12 protein-coding genes and 1 pseudogene are annotated in these 15,819 nt (G+C 72.8%); 11 read left to right on the forward strand and 2 right to left on the reverse strand.

Annotated elements, in window-relative coordinates; genetic code table 11:
* The first annotated feature begins 10 nt into the window (after positions 1 to 10).
* From ACZ67Q_RS02195 to ACZ67Q_RS02245, 11 genes and pseudogenes are all read left to right on the forward strand, one after another.
* On the forward strand, positions 11 to 1,009 hold the full coding sequence (locus ACZ67Q_RS02195; protein ID WP_471175258.1) for a sugar phosphate isomerase/epimerase family protein: 999 nt from the start codon (positions 11 to 13) through the stop codon (positions 1,007 to 1,009).
* Between the two features lie 84 nt (positions 1,010 to 1,093).
* Complete coding sequence (locus ACZ67Q_RS02200; protein ID WP_471175260.1) at positions 1,094 to 3,571, forward strand: PQQ-dependent sugar dehydrogenase; 2,478 nt, start codon at positions 1,094 to 1,096, stop codon at positions 3,569 to 3,571.
* A 12-nt stretch (positions 3,572 to 3,583) separates the two neighbouring features.
* Positions 3,584 to 4,912, forward strand: a complete 1,329-nt coding sequence (locus ACZ67Q_RS02205; protein WP_471175262.1) for a ThuA domain-containing protein — start codon at positions 3,584 to 3,586, stop codon at positions 4,910 to 4,912.
* Between the two features lie 86 nt (positions 4,913 to 4,998).
* Positions 4,999 to 6,111 carry an inositol-3-phosphate synthase gene (locus ACZ67Q_RS02210; RefSeq protein ID WP_471175264.1) on the forward strand — a complete coding sequence of 371 codons (1,113 nt, stop codon included), beginning with the start codon at positions 4,999 to 5,001 and terminating at the stop codon, positions 6,109 to 6,111.
* Positions 6,108 to 7,043, forward strand: coding sequence for an SCO3242 family prenyltransferase (locus ACZ67Q_RS02215; RefSeq protein WP_471175266.1), 936 nt, complete (start codon positions 6,108 to 6,110; stop codon positions 7,041 to 7,043). The genes ACZ67Q_RS02210 and ACZ67Q_RS02215 overlap by 4 nt, the downstream gene beginning before the upstream one ends.
* Positions 7,040 to 7,888: a sugar phosphate isomerase/epimerase family protein gene (locus tag ACZ67Q_RS02220; RefSeq protein ID WP_471175268.1), complete on the forward strand. Its 849-nt coding sequence runs from the start codon at positions 7,040 to 7,042 to the stop codon at positions 7,886 to 7,888. Before ACZ67Q_RS02215 ends, ACZ67Q_RS02220 begins: the two co-directional genes overlap by 4 nt.
* Before the next feature lie 29 nt (positions 7,889 to 7,917).
* Positions 7,918 to 8,487: pseudogene (locus tag ACZ67Q_RS02225) on the forward strand (EboA domain-containing protein); the annotation flags it as partial.
* Positions 8,487 to 9,335, forward strand: a complete 849-nt coding sequence (locus ACZ67Q_RS02230; RefSeq protein ID WP_471175270.1) for a TatD family hydrolase — start codon at positions 8,487 to 8,489, stop codon at positions 9,333 to 9,335. The pseudogene ACZ67Q_RS02225 and the gene ACZ67Q_RS02230, both read left to right, overlap by 1 nt.
* Positions 9,336 to 9,340: 5 nt before the next feature.
* Positions 9,341 to 10,501 (forward strand): metabolite traffic protein EboE, encoded by a 1,161-nt coding sequence (eboE, locus tag ACZ67Q_RS02235; RefSeq protein WP_471175272.1) that lies wholly within the window; start codon positions 9,341 to 9,343, stop codon positions 10,499 to 10,501.
* Positions 10,498 to 11,940 carry a nucleotide pyrophosphatase/phosphodiesterase family protein gene (locus ACZ67Q_RS02240; RefSeq protein WP_471175274.1) on the forward strand — a complete coding sequence of 481 codons (1,443 nt, stop codon included), beginning with the start codon at positions 10,498 to 10,500 and terminating at the stop codon, positions 11,938 to 11,940. The genes eboE and ACZ67Q_RS02240 overlap by 4 nt, the downstream gene beginning before the upstream one ends.
* Entirely contained in the window at positions 11,937 to 13,088 is a 1,152-nt protein-coding gene (locus ACZ67Q_RS02245) for a sugar phosphate isomerase/epimerase family protein (RefSeq protein ID WP_471175276.1), read from the forward strand. The genes ACZ67Q_RS02240 and ACZ67Q_RS02245 overlap by 4 nt, the downstream gene beginning before the upstream one ends.
* Positions 13,089 to 13,157: 69 nt before the next feature.
* On the opposite strand, the gene ACZ67Q_RS02250 is transcribed toward ACZ67Q_RS02245, so the two are convergent.
* Together ACZ67Q_RS02250 and ACZ67Q_RS02255 are read right to left on the reverse strand one after the other, a co-directional pair.
* Positions 13,158 to 14,534: an OFA family MFS transporter gene (locus ACZ67Q_RS02250; RefSeq protein WP_471175278.1), complete on the reverse strand. Its 1,377-nt coding sequence runs from the start codon at positions 14,532 to 14,534 to the stop codon at positions 13,158 to 13,160.
* Positions 14,531 to 15,787: an MFS transporter gene (locus tag ACZ67Q_RS02255; RefSeq protein ID WP_471175280.1), complete on the reverse strand. Its 1,257-nt coding sequence runs from the start codon at positions 15,785 to 15,787 to the stop codon at positions 14,531 to 14,533. The genes ACZ67Q_RS02250 and ACZ67Q_RS02255 overlap by 4 nt, the downstream gene beginning before the upstream one ends.
* Positions 15,788 to 15,819: the final 32 nt, after the last annotated feature.

Consider the following 15,819-nt stretch of genomic DNA (forward strand, 5'->3'; position numbering starts at 1 on the left):
AGCCACCGCCATGCCGCGTCCGTTCACGCTGTTCACCGGCCAGTGGGCCGACCTGCCCCTCGAAGAGGTCTGCCGCCTCGCCCGCGACTTCGGCTACGACGGTCTCGAACTCGCCTGCTGGGGAGATCATTTCGAGGTCGACAAGGCCCTCACCGACCCTTCCTACATCGATTCCAGGAACGGCCTGCTCGACAAGTACGGCCTGAAGTGCTGGGCGATCTCCAACCACCTCGTCGGGCAGGCCGTGTGCGACGCCATCATCGACGAACGCCACAAGGCGATCCTGCCGGCCGAGGTGTGGGGCGACGGCGACCCGGAGGGCGTACGGCAGCGGGCCGCCGCCCGGATCAAGGACACCGCGCGCGCCGCGGCCGCGTTCGGCGTCGACACCGTCATCGGCTTCACCGGCTCCGCGATCTGGCACCTGGTCGCGATGTTCCCGCCCGCCCCGGAGGCGATGATCGAGCGCGGCTACCAGGACTTCGCCGACCGCTGGAACCCGATCCTGGACGTCTTCGACGCCGAGGGCGTACGGTTCGCGCACGAGGTCCACCCCAGCGAGATCGCCTACGACTACTGGACCACCCGGCGCGCCCTCGAAGCGGTCGGTCACCGCCCCGCGTTCGGCCTGAACTTCGACCCCTCCCACTTCGTGTGGCAGGACCTCGACCCGGTCGGCTTCCTGTGGGACTTCCGCGACCGGATCTACCACGTCGACTGCAAGGAAGCCCGCAAACGCCTCGACGGCCGCAACGGCCGCCTCGGCTCCCACCTGCCCTGGGGCGACCCGCGGCGCGGCTGGGACTTCGTCTCCGCCGGCCACGGCGACGTCCCGTGGGAGGACGTCTTCCGCATGCTGCGCTCCATCGGCTACCAGGGCCCCGTCTCCGTGGAGTGGGAGGACGCCGGCATGGACCGCCTGCAGGGCGCCCCCGAGGCCCTGTCCCGCCTGAAGGCGTACGACTTCGAACCCCCGACGGCGTCCTTCGACGCGGCGTTCGGCAACTGACTTCCCTTCCCCCATCTCCGGGATGACGGCGCATCCCGGCGTGTCCACCCGCCCGTACAACCAGCCCCTCATCTGGAGGCATTCGTGCACGGGAACGACCGCACCACCAGATCCCCTCGCTCACGTCTGCGCGCGGGACTCGCGCTGTTCAGCGGTGCCCTGCTCGCGGGCGCCACGCTCACCCTCACCACACCGCCGGCCGGCGCAGCCGTCGCCGACCAACAGGCCCTCGCAGCCGAGGACTTCCAGCAGGTCACCCTCGCCAAGGGCGAGGCGGAGGTCGGCGAGCCGATGTCGCTCGCCGTCCTTCCGGACCGCTCCGTCCTGCACACCTCCCGCGACGGTGAGCTGCGCCTGACCGACGCCGCCGGAAACACCAGGCTCGCGGGCAAGCTCGCCGTGTACTCCCACGACGAGGAGGGCCTGCAGGGCGTCGGCATCGACCCGGACTTCACGAACAACCGGTTCGTCTACCTGTACTACGCCCCGCCCATGAACACCCCGGCGGGCGACGCCCCCGAGAACGGCACCGCCGCCGACTTCGCGCCCTTCGACGGCGTCAACCGGCTCTCGCGGTTCGTGCTGAAGAGCGACGGCACCCTCGACCTCGCCAGCGAGAAGCAGATCCTCGACGTCCCCACCACCCGGGGCCTGTGCTGCCACGTCGGCGGCGACATCGACTTCGACGCGGCCGGCAACCTCTACCTGTCGACCGGCGACGACACCAATCCCTTCCAGTCCGACGGGTACACACCGATCGACGAGCGCGACGGCCGCAACCCCGGCTTCGACGCCCAGCGCACCGCCGGCAACACCAACGACCTGCGCGGCAAGATCCTGCGCATCAAGGTCAACGCGGACGGCTCCTACTCCATACCGCAGGGCAACCTCTTCCCGCCGGGCACGGACAAGACGCGGCCCGAGATCTACGCCATGGGCTTCCGCAACCCGTTCCGGTTCAGCGTCGACAAGAAGACCGGCATCCTCTACGTCGGCGACTACGGCCCCGACGCCGGCTCCGCCAACCCCAGCCGCGGCCCGGCCGGCCAGGTCGAGTTCGCCCGGGTCACCGGCCCCGGCAACTTCGGCTGGCCGTACTGCACCGGCGCCAACGACGCTTACGTGGACTACGACTTCGCCACCAAGACCTCCGGCGCCGCCTTCGACTGCAACGCGCCGAAGAACACCTCGCCGCACAACACCGGCCTGACCGACCTGCCCCCGGCCCAGCCCGCGTGGATCCCCTACGACGGCGGTTCCGTGCCGGAGTTCGGCACCGGCTCCGAGTCCCCGATGGGCGGCCCGGTCTACCACTACGACCCGGCGCTCGATTCGCCGGTGAAGTTCCCCCAGGCGTACGACGGCAACTTCTTCGCCGGTGAGTTCGGCCGCCGCTGGATCAAGCGCATCGTCAGCGACGACAACGGTGCCGTGCAGTCCATCAACCCCTTCCCCTGGTCCGGCACCCAGGTGATGGACATGGCCTTCGGCCCGGACGGCGCCCTGTACGTCCTCGACTACGGGCTGGCCTGGTTCGGCGGCGACGACAACTCCGCGCTGTACCGCATCGAGAACGCCACCGACGGCCACTCCCCGGTCGCCCAGGCCGCCGCGAGCCGTACCAACGGGCAGGCGCCACTGAAGGTGCAGTTCTCCTCCGCCGGCACCTCCGACCAGGACGGCGACGCCCTCACCTACAGCTGGGACTTCGGCGACGGCGCCACGTCCACCGAGGCGAACCCCACGCACAAGTACCGGACGAACGGCACCTACACGGCGACGCTGACCGCGAAGGACACGTCCGGCCGCACCGGCAGCGCGAGCGTGCAGATCGTCGTCGGCAACACCGCACCGAAGGTGACGCTGGAACTTCCGCAGGACGGACAGCTCTTCAGCTTCGGTGACGCCATCCCGTTCAAGGTGAAGGTCACCGACCCCGAGGACGGCACGGCGATCGACTGCTCCAAGGTCACCGTCACCTTCGTCCTCGGCCACGACAGCCACGGCCACCCGCTGACCTCCGCCACGGGCTGCTCCGGCACCATCCAGACCAGCGCCGACGGCGGCCACGACGAGGACGCCAACATCTTCGGTGTCTTCGACGCCCAGTACACCGACCTCGGAGGCGGCGGCCAGGCCCCGCTCACCACGCACGCCCGGCACGTCACCCAGCCCAAGCACCGCCAGGCCGAGCACTTCGGTGACAGCTCCGGCGTCGACGTCATCACCAAGGACACCGCGCACGGCGGCAGGACCGTCGGCGACATCGACAACGGCGACTGGATCTCCTTCACGCCGTACGCCCTGAGCAACGCCACCAGGATCACCGCCCGGGTCTCCTCCGGCGGTGCGGGCGGCACCCTCGAGGTGCGCGCCGGCTCCCCGACCGGCACCCTGCTCGGCAAGGCGGCCGTCCCGGTCACCGGCGGCTGGGAGACCTTCCAGGACGTCGAGGCCGGCCTGTCCCGCGCACCGCGCGGCACCACGACGCTCTACCTGGTGTTCAAGGGCGGCACCGGAGCCCTGTTCGACGTGGACGACTTCACCTTCACGACCGGCTGAGAGGAGGCCGTCATGCGAACCGTCGGCAGAGTCACGACCGCCGCCGCGAGTGCCGCGCTGCTGCTCGGCTGCGCCACCGGCCCGGCGACCTCCCAGCCCGGCGACGGCAAGCGGGTGCTGGTCTTCTCCAAGACGGCCGGTTTCCGCCACGACTCCATCCCGGACGGGGTGGCCGCGGTCGAGCAGCTCGGCGCGAGCGGCGGCTTCACGGTCGACGCCACCGAGGACGCGGGCGCGTTCACACCGGGCAACCTGCGCAGGTACGCCGCCGTGGTGTTCCTGTCCACCACCGGGGACGTGCTGAACGCCGCCCAGCAACGGGCCTTCGAGGACTACGTCCACCGCGGTGGCGGCTACGTCGGCGTCCACGCCGCCGCCGACACCGAGTACGACTGGGCGTTCTACGGCGGCCTGGCCGGCGCCTACTTCCAGTCGCACCCGGCGATCCAGCCCGCCACGGTGAACGTCGAGGACCGCGCCCACCCGGCGACCGCGCACCTGGGGCCCAGCTGGCAGCGAACCGACGAGTGGTACAACTACCGCTCCGATCCCCGCGAGCGGGCCCATGTCCTCGCCTCGCTGGACGAGTCGTCGTACAGCGGCGGCACCATGAACGGCGACCACCCGATCGCCTGGTGCCAGGAGTACCAGGGCGGCCGCGCCTTCTACACCGGCGGCGGCCACACCAAGGAGTCCTATGCCGACCCCGCCTTCCGGCAGCACCTGCTGGGCGGCATCCGGTACGCGATCGGTGCCGCCCAGGCGGACTGCCGGCCGGAGAACGGCTACCGGCCGCTCTTCGACGGCACCTCGCTGGACGGCTGGAAGCAGGCCGGCCCGGGCTCCTTCACCCTCTCCGAGGACGGCACGCTCACCTCGTCCGGCGGACTGGGCCTGCTCTGGTACGCGAACGCGAGCTTCGGGTCGTACTCCCTGAAGCTCGACTGGAAGACGGCCGGCGACGACAACTCCGGTGTGTTCGTGGGCTTCCCGCCCTCGGACGACCCGTGGTCGGCCGTGAACAACGGCTACGAGGTCCAGATCGACGCCACCGACGTCCCGGAGAAGACCACCGGGTCCGTCTACGGCTTTCAGTCCGCCGACCTGAAGAAGCGCGACCGTGCGCTGAACCCGCCGGGGGAGTGGAACACGTACGAGATCCGGGTGCAGGGCGAGCGCCTGCGCGTCTGGCTCAACGGCGTGCAGATCAACGACTTCACCAACACCGATCCGGCCCGGAGCCTTGCGGACGGACACATCGGCATCCAGAACCACGGAGCCGGTGACGAGGTGTCCTTCCGCGACATCCGGATCAAGGAACTGCCCGCCGAGGGCGACTGAGCGGCGGCGGGCGGGGGACGCCGGACCCCCGCCCGCCGTCTTTTCCCCACCCTTTTCAGGGTTCGCACGCGACAAGGAGGCTGCCCATGTCCGCGTCCCGCACCGGAGTCTGGCTGATAGGCGCCCGCGGTTCGGTCGCCACGACCGTGGTGGCGGGCTGCGCCGCGCTGACGGCGGGCCTGCACCCACCGACCGGAATGGTCACCGAGACCCCGGCGTTCGCCGCGGCCTCTTGGCCCCCGCTCGGCTCGCTGGTCTTCGGCGGTCACGACACCGTCGACTGCCCGCTGCCCAAGCGGGCCGAGCACCTGGCCGCGGCCGGGGTGCTGCCGCACGGCCTGCCGTCGGCAGTCGCCGCCGAACTGGCCGCCGCCGACCGGGAGATCCGGCCCGGCGGACCCCTGCCGGGCGACACCAGGGACGCGGACCGGCTCATCGAGGACTTCACCGCCGACCTGACCGGCTTCCGGCACAGGAACGAGCTGGCACGTGTCGTCGTCGTGAACGTCGCCTCCACCGAACCGGCTCCCATGGACGGCGAGTTGCCCGCCAGCTCCCTCTACGCGGCCGCCGCCCTGCGCGCCGGCTGGCCCTACGTCAACTTCACCCCCTCCACCGGACTCCACCACCCGGCACTGGCCGCCCCCGCCGCGGCGAGCGGGCTGCCGTACGCCGGACGGGACGGCAAGACCGGCCAGACGCTGCTGCGCGCCGTCCTCGGGCCGATGTTCGCGCAGCGCTCGCTCACCGTGCGGGCCTGGTCCGGCACCAACCTGCTGGGCGGGGGCGACGGCGCCGCCCTGGCCGACCCGGCCGCCGCGGCCGCCAAGAACGCCGGCAAGGAACGCGTCCTCACCGACACCCTCGGCGCCGTGCCGGAGGGCGAGGTGCACATCGACGACGTACCGGCCCTCGGCGACTTCAAGACCGCCTGGGACCACGTCGCCTTCGACGGCTTCCTCGGCTCACGCATGGTCCTGCAGACCATCTGGCAGGGCTGCGACTCCGCCCTGGCCGCACCCCTCGTCCTCGACCTGGCCCGGCTGACCGCCCGCGCCCACGAGGCCGGCCTGAGCGGCCCGCTCACCGACCTGGGCTTCTACTTCAAGGACCCGGTCGGGGACGGCCCGGCGGCGCTCGGGGAGCAGTACGCGGCGCTGCTGCGGTTCGCCGAGCGGCTCGGCGGGGGACAGCGGTGAGGCCCCGCCCGCGGGCCTGGGCCGAACTGCTGCGGCTGCCCGCCCTGTGCACGGTCCCGGGCGACGTCCTGGCGGGCGCCGCGGCCGCCGCCGCACGGCCGAACCGGCGCACGCTCCTCGCCGTCGGCGCCTCCATGTGCCTGTACGAGGCCGGCATGGCCCTCAACGACTGGGCGGACCGCGCCGAGGACGCCGTGGACCGCCCGCACCGACCGCTCCCGTCCGGCCGCGTCAGCCCCGCCGCGGCCCTCACGGCGGCCGGTGCGCTCACGGCGGCCGGCCTGGGCCTCGCCGCCCGCGCCGGCCGCCCCGCCCTCACGGTCTCCGTACCGCTCGCGGCCACCGTCTGGGCGTACGACCTCGCCCTGAAACACACCCCGGCAGGACCCGCGGCCATGGCGGCGGCCCGCGCCCTCGACCTGCTGCTCGGCGCGGCCGCCACCGCGGGCCGCACCCGCGCGGCCGTGCCGTCGGCGGCCCTGCTCGGCACCCACACCCTCGCCGTCACCACGGTCTCGCGCACCGAGACCCGCGGCGGCGCACCCCTGGCCCCGCTGGCCGCCCTCGCGGCGACCACATGGCTCAGCCGCACCCTCACCCGGCTCCCGGCAGCCCACGGCGACGCAGCCTCCCGCGGGCTGCCGGGCCCCACGTCCACCACCGCCCGCACCCGGCCCGCCCCACGCTGGGCCGACCCCCTCGTCCCCGCCCTGACCACCCTCTACGCCGCCACCGCCGCCCGCCCCTACACCCACGCCGCGCTCAACCCGTCGCCCCCGCTGACCCAGCGTGCCGTCGGCGCCGGGATCCGCGCCACGATCCCGCTCCAGGCCGCACTCGCCGCCCGCTCCGGCGCCCGGTCCGGCGCACTGCTCATCGCGGCACTCGCCCCGCTCGGGGCCCGCCTCGCGAAGAGGGTGAGCATCACATGAGCCTCCGCTTCGGCTACGGCACCAACGGCCTCACCGACCTGCGCCTCGACGACGCCCTCGCCCTGCTCGCCGACCTCGGCTACGACGGCGTCGGCCTGACCCTCGACCACATGCACCTCGACCCGCTGGCCCCGGACCTCGCGGCCCGCACCCGCCGGGTCGCACGGCGGCTCGCCGGACTCGGGCTGGGCGTCACCGTGGAGACCGGCGCCCGGTACGTCCTCGACCCGCGCCGCAAACACGGCCCCTCCCTGCTCGACGCCGACCCCGACGACCGCACCCGCCGCACCGGTCTGCTGCTGCGCGCCGTGACGATCGCCGCCGACCTCGGCGCGCACGCCGTGCACTGCTTCAGCGGCCTCCCCCCGGACGACACCGACGAGGACACCGCCTGGAAGCGGCTCGCCGAAAGCATCTCACCCGTACTGGACGCGGCCGGCGCGGCCGGTGTCCCGCTCGCCGTAGAACCCGAACCGGGCCACCTGCTCGCCACCCTCGACGACTTCCACCGCCTGCGCCGCACCCTCGGCGACCCCGAACCCCTCGGCCTCACCCTCGACATCGGCCACTGCCAGTGCCTGGAGCCGCTGCCGCCCGCCGACTGCGTCCGCGCCGCCGCTCCCTGGCTGCGGCACGTGCAGATCGAGGACATGCGCCGCGGCGTCCACGAGCACCTCCCGTTCGGCGACGGCGAGATCGACTTCCCGCCGGTGCTCGCCGCCCTCGACGACACCGGCTACCAGGGCCTCACCGTCGTCGAACTGCCCCGTCACTCCCACGCGGGCCCGCACTTCGCGGCGCTCTCCCTGCCCTTCCTCAGGCACGCCCAAGGGAGCACCTCATGACCCCTCCCACCGCGGACGAGCTGCGCGGCCGTCTCCCCGGCACCGCCCGCGCCTGGCTCGACAAGGCCCTTACCGAGGCCACCGACCATCCCGGATCGCACGGCCCGATCTCCGTGTGGGAACTGCGCCTGGCCGAGGCGGGCCGGCGCTGCGGACCCGAGCACGCGGAGGCCGCACGCTCCCTCATCCTCGCCGCGGCCCGCCCCGCCCCGGACGCCCTCGCCCGCGTCTACCACCAGGGCACCGCCGAGGAACGCCTCGCCGTGCTGCGCGCGCTGCCCGGCCTGGTGGCCGGACCGGACGCCGTGGCGCTGGTCGAGGACGCGCTGCGCACCAACGACACCCGGCTGCTGGCCGCCGCCGTCGGCCCGTACGCCGCCCGCCATCTCGACGCCCACGCCTGGCGGCACGCCGTACTGAAATGCCTGTTCACCGGCGTGCCCGTGGACGCGGTCGCCGACCTGGACCGGCGTGCCCGCGGTGACGCCGAACTCGCCCGCATGCTGCGCGACTACGCCGCCGAACGCACCGCCGCCGGCCGTGCCGTCCCGGACGACCTTTGCCGCGTGCTCACCCTGACCGAGGAGGAGGACCGGTGATGCGCATCTTCGACCCGCACATCCACATGACGTCCCGCACGACCGACGACTACGCGGCCATGCACGCCGCCGGGGTGCGTGCCGTGGTCGAGCCCGCCTTCTGGCTGGGCCAGCCCCGCACCGCACCCGCCACCTTCTACGACTACTTCGACTCCCTGCTCGGCTGGGAGCCGTTCCGTGCCGCCCAGTACGGCATCGCCCACCACTGCACGATCGCCCTCAACCCCAAGGAGGCCAACGACCCGCGCTGCCTGCCCGTCCTCGACGAACTGCCCCGCTACCTCGTCAAGGACCGCGTGGTCGCCGTCGGCGAGATCGGCTACGACTCCATGACACCGGCCGAGGACAAGGCCCTCGCCGTGCAGCTCCAGCTCGCCGCCGACCACGGCCTGCCCGCGCTCGTGCACACCCCGCACCGCGACAAGCTCGCCGGTCTGCGCCGCACCCTCGACGTGGTGCGCGAATCGGCGCTGCCACCGGAACGGGTGCTGGTCGACCACCTCAACGAGACCACGGTGAAGGAGGCCAAGGACAGCGGCTGCTGGCTGGGGTTCTCCGTCTACCCGGACACCAAGATGGACGAGGCCCGCATGGTCGCCATCCTGCGCGCCCACGGCCCCGAGCGGGTGCTGGTGAACTCGGCCGCCGACTGGGGCCGCAGCGACCCCCTCAAGACCCGCAAGGTCGCCGACCTGATGCTGGCGGAAGGATTCACCGAGGACGAGGTGGACCGCGTCCTGTGGCGCAACCCGGTCGCGTTCTACGGACTCAGCGGCCGCCTCGCCCTCGGTGTCACCGCGACCGGGCCCACCCACGAGGGCAACTCCGTGCTGCGCGGCGGGGAGTGACGCCGATGCGCTTCCGCCACCCCGACGGCTCCACGATCCACCTCGCCTACTGCACCAACGTCCATCCGGCCGAGACCCTCGACGGGGTCCTCGCCCAGCTGAGGGAGTACTGCGAGCCGGTGCGCCGCCGCCTGGGCCGCGACCGCCTCGGCATCGGCCTGTGGCTCGCGCAGGGCGCCGCCCGCGCCCTGGCCGCCGACCCGGCCGCGCTGCGCGGCCTGCGCGAGGAACTCGAACGGCGCGGCCTGGAGGTCGTCACCCTCAACGGCTTCCCGTACGAGGGATTCGGCGCCGGAGAGGTCAAGTACCGCGTGTACCGGCCCGACTGGTCCGAGCCCGAGCGACTCGACCACACCACCGCCCTCGCCCGCATCCTCACCGCCCTGCTCCCGGACGACGTCACCGAAGGCAGCATCTCCACCCTGCCGCTCGCCTGGCGCACCGCGGCGGACACCGACCGCGGCCTCGACGCACTGCGAGTGCTCGGCGAACGTCTGGACACCCTGCGGGAGTTGACCGGACGCGGGGTGCGGATCGGCCTGGAGCCAGAGCCCGGGTGCGTGATCGAGACCACCGGCGACGCCCTCGCCCCCCTCGCCGCGATCCGCCATCCCCGCATCGGGGTGTGCGTGGACACGTGCCACCTCGCCACCTCCTTCGAGGACCCGGACGCCGCCCTGGACGCGCTCACCGCGGCCGGCGTCCCCGTGGTCAAGTCCCAGCTGTCCGCGGCCCTGCACGCCGAGCAGCCGCACCTGCCCGAGGTGCGGCAGGCGCTGGCCGCGTTCGCCGAACCCCGCTTCCTGCACCAGACCCGCACCCTGACCGCCACCGGTCTGCGCGGCACCGACGACCTCGGCGACGCCCTGAGCGGTGACACGCTGCCCGACGCCAGGCCCTGGCGGGCCCACTTCCACATCCCCCTGCACGCCGACCCCGCCCCGCCGCTGACCTCCACCCTGCCCGTCCTCGAGGCCGCGCTGACCCGGCTGGCCGGCGGACCGCACCCGCTCACCCACCACCTCGAGGTCGAGACCTACACCTGGCAGGCACTGCCGCCCGAGCTGCGCCCGCGCACCCGCGAGCGACTCGTCGACGGCATCGCCGCCGAACTCACGCTGGCCCGCGACCTGCTGACGGACCTCGGCCTGAAGGAGCTGCCATGAGCCGACCGGACCCAGCCCCCACGGACACCACCGAGCCGACCCCCCTGCTCGTCCTGGACGTCGTCGGCCTCACCCCACGCCTGCTGGAGCACATGCCGCGCCTGAAGGCCCTCGCCGAGCACGGCTCCCGCGCACCCCTGGACACGGTCCTGCCCGCCGTCACCTGCTCCGCCCAGGCCACCTTCCTCACCGGCACCCACCCCGGCGAGCACGGCATCGTCGGCAACGGCTGGTACTTCCGCGACCTCGGCGACGTCCTGCTGTGGCGGCAGCACAACGCGCTGATCGAGGGCGACAAGGTGTGGGACGCCGCCCGCCGCGCCCACCCCGGCTACACGGTCGCCAACATCTGCTGGTGGTACGCCATGGGCGCCGACACCGACTGCACGGTCACCCCCCGCCCGGTGTACTACGCCGACGGCCGCAAGGAACCCGACTGCTACACCTGGCCCCCCGCCCTGCACGACGAACTCACCGAGAAGTTCGGCACGTTCCCGCTCTTCCACTACTGGGGACCCACGGCCGACCTCACCTCCAGCCGCTGGATCATCGACGCCACCCGGCACATCAACCGCTCCCGACGGCCCGACCTGACACTGTGCTACCTCCCGCACCTCGACTACGACCTCCAGCGCTACGGCCCCGACGACCCGCGCTCCCACCGCGCCGCCGCCGACCTCGACGCCGCCCTCGCGCCGCTGCTGGACGACGCCCGCGCCGACGGCCGTACCGTGCTCGCGTTGTCGGAGTACGGGATCACCCCGGTGCGCCGCCCGGTCGACATCAACCGCGCCCTGCGCCGCGCCGGTCTGCTCCAGGTGCACACCCAGGACGGCATGGAGTACCTCGACGCGATGGCCTCCCGGGCCTTCGCCGTCGCCGACCACCAGATCGCCCACGTCTACGTCCGCCGCTCCGAGGACCTCGCCGCCACCCGCGCCGCCCTCGGCGGCCTGCCCGGGATCGCCGATCTGCTCGACGACGAGGGCAAGAAGGCCCACCACCTGGACCATCCCCGTGCGGGCGACCTCGTCGCCGTCGCGGAGGAGGACGCCTGGTTCACGTACTACTACTGGCTCGACGACGCCCGCGCCCCCGACTTCGCGCGGCTCGTCGACATCCACCGCAAACCCGGCTACGACCCGGCCGAGCTGTTCATGGACCCGCTCGACCCGTATGTGAAACTCCGCGCGGCCGGTGCCCTGGCCCGCAAGAAGCTCGGCCTGCGCTACCGCATGGCGGTCGTGCCGCTGGACCCGGCACCCGTGCGCGGCAGCCACGGCCGCCTCCCCACGAGCGACGACGACGGTCCGCTCGTCCTGTGCTCCACCCCCCGCGCCGTCGGTGACCGTGTCGCGGCCACCGACGTGAAGTCCCTCCTGCTCCACCTTGCCGGTCTCGACGGACCGGACCACCATGGCGAAGAGAGGCACCCGTGAACGACATCCGCACCCCCGACGACCAGCTGCGCCGCTCCCTCGGCATCGGCCGCCGCTCGTTCCTGAGCACCTGCACCGCCGTCGCGGCCGGCGCGATCGCCGCGCCCGTCCTCGGCGCGGCCCCCGTGCACGCCGCCACCCCGGCGGCCGCGGACGGCGCCACTCCCGGCGGGCACGAGCTGGTGCCCGCCGACCGGCGCGGCATCATCCTGTACACCGTGCGCGACGCCATCGGCCGCGACCCGCTGACCAGCAGCCTGCCGTCCGGCTTCCGCGCGGTCTTCGAGCAGCTGGCCCGGTTCGGCTACCGGCAGGTCGAGTTCGCGGGCTACGGCCAGCACGCCAATGCGCCCGGTGGCGCCAACCTGGAGTCGGTGCAGGGGGCGAAGCTGCTGCGCGGCTGGCTCGACGACTACGGGCTGCGCGCCCAGGGCAACCACGGCTTCATCCCGCCGTCCTGGCCGCTGACCAGCGCCGACCTGGACACCTTCAAGAAGCACCTGGAGATCGCGAACATCCTCGGCATGGGGCACATGGGCACCGGTGGCGACCCCACCGCCAGCGCCGTGAAGTCCGACTGGGACGTGGCCGCCGACAAGTGGAACGCCCTCGGCGAGATCGCCCGCGCCGCCGGGATCAAGCTGTACACCCACAATCACGACGCTGCCTACGGCTTCCTGCTGGACGGCGGCCCGCTGGACGCCCAGGGCCGGCCCACCCGAAGCTCCGGCCTGCGCAAGCTGGAGTACTTCCTCACCGTCACCGACCCGCAGCTGGTGTGGCTGGAGATGGACGTCTTCTGGGCGCATGTGGCGCAGTACAAGTTCCGCACCTACACCGCCCACGACGGCTCCACGCAGACGGACATCTTCGACCCGGCCGGCCTGGTCGAGCGGTACGACAAGCGCTACCCGCTCTTCCACGCCAAGGACGGCGTCGTGAACAACACGAACGGCATGGGCTACGACATGGTGCCGTTCGGCACCGGCGTGATCGACTACACGACCTTCTTCTCCCGTGTCGGCCACCGCAACTACCACAACCCCATGGTCGAACAGGACAACGCGCCCAGCGCCACCAACCCGGGGCAGTCCCTGGAGCACGCGGCGATCGGCTACCGGAACATGGCGGCCCTGCGCCGCAAGTAGCGCAACCCATGAGGAGGGGCCTCCCCGGTGTCGCGGGGGAGGCCCCTCCTCAGGTGTCCGGCGTCGGTCTCAGCCCGTCGACGCCCGCCCCGGCTGCCGCAGCAGCAGCGCGATCGCCGCCGCCACCATGGACACCCCGCCGGCCAGCGCGTACGCCCCGTTGTAGCCCCACGCCGAGACCACCATGGAGCCCAGGCCGCCGCCGAACAGGCCGCTGATCAGCTTGCCGCTGTACACCAGGCCGTAGTTGGTGGCGTTGTAGTTCTCGCCGAAGTAGTCCGGGGTGAGCGCGGCGAACAGCGGGTAGAAGGCGCCGCCCCCGAAGCCGGAGAGGAACGCGAAGAACAGGAACAGCCACTCGTTCTTGACGTCACCGGCCCAGATCACGCCGAACTGGGCGAGGCCCAGGACCACGATGACGAACACCAGGGTGATCTTGCGGCCCCACAGGTCCGACAGCCAGCCCACCACCGCCCGCCCGACGCCGTTGATGACGGCCATCAGGCCCATCGAGGACGCGGCGACCAGCGGTCCGAAGCCGACCTCCTTGGCGAAGTCCACCTGGAAGGAGATCCCGAAGATCGACACACCGGCGGTCATCACGATGGTGATCCACATCAGCGGCAGCATGCCGGTCCTGATGGCCTCCTTCGGAGTGAACTGCCGTACGGCGGGAGGGTTCTTCGTCAGACTCGCGCCGCTCTTGGAGTTGCCGGAGTACGACAGCGGGTCGATGTCGGCCGGCCACCAGTTCTTCGGCGGGTCCTTGAAGAAGAACGCGCACACCGCCACCGCGATCAGCACGTACACGCCGATCAGGTCGAGCACCTCGTCGTAGTTCCCGGTGTCGAAGGCGTAGTTGAAGATGAAGATGAACGGCAGCGAGCCGTACGCGAAGCCGCCGTTGACGAAGCCGGTCTTCGCGCCGCGCCGCTCCGGGAACCACTTGCCGACCATGTTGATGCACGTGGCGTAGATCAGTCCGGAGCCCACCCCGCCGACCACACCGAAGCCGAGGATCGCGAGCAGCACGTTGTCGAGGTGGGACAGCGCCAGGAAGCCGAGCAGGCACATGCCCGCGCCGGTGTACATGGCGCGCCGCGCGGTGAGGATGCCGCGCTCGCGCAGCCAGCCGGCCGGGAAGGCGATGCCTGCCTGGAAGAACACCCAGACGCTCAGGATCCAGAAGGTGTTGCTCTGCGTCCAGCCGTGCGCCTCGGACAGGGTGTCCTCCGCGGAGCCGTAGGCGTACTCGCTGACGCTGATGGCCATCATGGATATCCACGGCAGGTACACCATGAACTTCCGTGAGTGGCCGAGGATGTCCCGGTCCGTCTCGCCGACGCGGTACACCCGGCCCCGGGTGTCGGTGACTTCGCGGTACGAGCGCTCCGCCGAGCCGGGGTCGGCCGGCGTGTTCCTGGTTGCCATCGGATCAGCCGTCATGAGGCCATCTCCTCGCCGAGGGGGTGGGGATTGGGGAGGACGCGCCGGGCGCTGAGCCGGCCCGGAGCCTTGAGGAACAGAGCCAGTGCGGCGCAGGCGAGCCCCGAGCCGCCCGCCAGGACGAAGGCGCTGGGGTGGGGGGAGTTCGACAGGACGGGGAGCAGCCAGGCCCCGGCGAGCAGTCCGTGGACGCTCGCGCTGTCGTTCTCGCCGAAGTGGTCCGCCGTCATCGCGGTGACCAGCGCGAGGACCGCCGCGCCGGCGAACCCCACGGTCACGGCACCCGCCACCAGCGGCGCGCCACCGCCCGCCCGGCCGGCGACCGGCAGCGCGAACTGCGCGGCGCCGAGCACCAGACAGGCCGCGGCCAGGGCGGTGCGCCGTTCGATCAGGTCGCAGAGCGGCCCGGCCGCCCCGCCCGCGGCGGCGCCCGCGACGAGAGGCACAGCCTGACCGAGCGGGGCCAGCAGGCGCATGTCGAGGACGACGACACCGGCCACACCCAGCAGACACAGCGCCGACAGCCACAGCACCGGGGTGCGCGCGGCCTCGCCCGGGGTGTGCTGGCGTACCGCGGGCGGGTTCTTCGCCAGGACGCGCCGGGCGACGGGATCGGCCGGGACCCGCAGCGGGTGGGGATGCGGCGGCCACCAGTCGCCCGGCGGCTCCCGCAGCAGCCGTCCGGCCGCCGCCACCGCCAGGCACGCCCCGGCGCCCGTCGCGGTGAGCCCGGCGCCGCCGAGGCCCGGCAGCAGCGGTACGGCGCCGACTGCGCACCCGCTCACCACGAACCCGGTCGGGCCGCCCCGGCGTTCCGGATACCAGCGGCCGGGCAGGGTCAGACAGGTCGCGCACACCAGCCCGGCCCCGGCGCCGCCGACCGCACCGGCCACCAGGCGGGCGGCCCCCGCGCCGGGCGCGACGGCGAGCGCGAGGCAGGCGCCCAGGACGCCGAACGCCCCGCCGGTGACGGCCACCCGCGCCGGCAGCCGGCCGCCGCCCCGCAGCCGCCCGGCCGGGAAGGCGACCGCGGCCTGGGCGAGCACCCACAGACGTACGTCACCGGGGCCGGCCACGGCGCACGCGTACGCGGCACAACCGACGCCCGCCATGCCCACCCAGGACAGGACGACCATCCGGATCCGGCCGCACCCCAGCAGGTCGGCGTCGCTCTCGCCGACCCGGTACACACGGCCCCTGCGGTCCCTCACCTCCCGGCACACCGGGGAGGCGGGGGGATCGGTGGTTCTCACGACTACACCCCTTGCGTCGAAAGTTCTGGCCA

Source organism: Streptomyces sp. NPDC036813 (assembly GCF_055609245.1).